Consider the following 1,776-nt stretch of genomic DNA (forward strand, 5'->3'; position numbering starts at 1 on the left):
GCTTTGCGGTCGTGGCCTCCGAGGTGAAGTCGTTGGCGAGCCAGACCGCCAAGGCGACCGAGGAGATCTCCGAGCAGATCGCCGACATCCAGAAAGTCGCGGGCGACGCCATCAATGCGATCCAGGCCATCGGCGGCATCATCGGCGAAGTGAACGAAGTGGCGACCGCCATTGCCGCCGCCGTGCAGGAGCAGGGTGCGGCGACGCAGGAGATCACCCGCAGCACGCAATTCGCGGCGCAGGGCACCAAGAACGTCTCGGACAACATCACCGGCGTCAAAGCCGATGCGGACGCTGCCGCCGCAGCCGCCGACAATGTGAAGCAGGCCTCCGAGATGCTGGAGAGCCAGAGCCGCCAGCTCGGCCATGAGGTCAGCGACTTCCTCGGCAAGATCCGCGCGGCGTAGGCGCGGATCGGGAGAGGGCGCCGCGCCCGTAATTTTACGGCAGGAACGCTGCCTAAGTTTTTACCCTTTTCGGGCCAAATGCGCCTCACGCGCTCGCCGCTGGCGGGCGCATCTGTTGCGTGCATCCCTTGGTCTCTTCGAACTTCGTGGGGCTGCCGTTCAGGGCCACGAACTCGAAACGCGCACCCGGGGTGTCCGATGCTCAATCGCTTGACCGTATCCACGCTGTTGAAGGCGGTAATCCTCTCCACCGCATTCATCGTCGTCATCGGCTTCTCGATCAGCGCATGGAGCTCATGGGGCCGTCTTCAACAGGCCAACCGGATCGTCGCGGTTTCGGCCGCCTCGGCCGAAGTGTTCAAGGCGATGGCCAACATTCGGGCCGACCGCTCGACCAGCAGCCGCCAGCTCACTTCCGATGTCGCGATGGACAAGGACATCGAGAAGTACATCCGCGAGCTGCGCGCGGCGCTGATGCCGGCGCTGGCCCTCACGCTTGAGCTCCTGCCCACGACCGACATCGTCCAGCGCGAAGCGTTCCTCGCCGATCTCGGCAAGCTGAACAAGACGCTGCTGGCCGCACAGGCCGAGTTCTGGACCGAGGTCGTCAAGCCCAAGGCCGAGCGCCGCGCAGGCCTCGCCAAGGAATATGTCGCGACCGAGGACGCGCTGATGGCGCAGCTCGAAAAACTCTCGGGCGCGCTCGCGGCGAGCGTCAACCACCAGGACGCGACCATCGACCAGCTCCTGTCCATCAAGCAGATGGCCTGGCTGCTCCGCAACACGGCCGGCGAGTCCTCGCAGATCGTCGGCAATGCACTCAACGCCGGCAAGATCGCGCCCGAGGTGCAGCTCACCTACACCAAATTGGTGGGCGGCACCGACACCGCCTGGACCGCGATCGAGCTCGCCGCATCCGGCATGCCATTGCCGCCGGCGCTGGCGGCGGCGATGACCGAGACCAAGTCGACCTATTTCGATCCGCAATACGCCGCCACGCGCGACGGCGTCATCACGACGGTCGCCAAGGGCGAGAAGCCGTCGATGACCGCCAACCAGTGGAGTCCCTATTCGGTGCCGCGCATGATGACCGCGGTGAGGCTCGCCGACGCGGCCCTGCAGGCCGCCAAGGATCACTCCGCCGCGCAGCGGGCGGCCGCAGTGCAGTTGCTGATCGTCAACACCGCCCTGCTCGTCGCCGCGATCGTCCTGACCGGCGCCGCCATGCTGGCCGTCAGCCGCCGCGTGATCACGCCGCTGCACCGGATTCGCGATGCCATGCTGAGGGTCGCCGGCGGCGACCTCACCGTCGACAGCGGCTATCTCGACCGACGCGACGAGATCGGCTCGCTCGCCGGCGCACTGGAGA

General features: G+C 66.5%; 1 protein-coding gene and 1 pseudogene. Both read left to right on the forward strand.

Annotated elements, in window-relative coordinates; all coding sequences use genetic code 11:
* A pseudogene (locus XI04_RS08135) lies at window positions 1–407 on the forward strand (methyl-accepting chemotaxis protein); the annotation flags it as partial.
* 198 nt (window positions 408–605) lie between these two features.
* A partial coding sequence (locus XI04_RS08140) for a HAMP domain-containing protein (RefSeq protein WP_271623554.1) occupies window positions 606–1,776 on the forward strand: 1,171 nt, incomplete at its 3' end.

It is taken from the genome of Bradyrhizobium sp. CCBAU 11430 (assembly GCF_028128855.1).
GTDB lineage: Bacteria > Pseudomonadota > Alphaproteobacteria > Rhizobiales > Xanthobacteraceae > Bradyrhizobium > Bradyrhizobium ottawaense.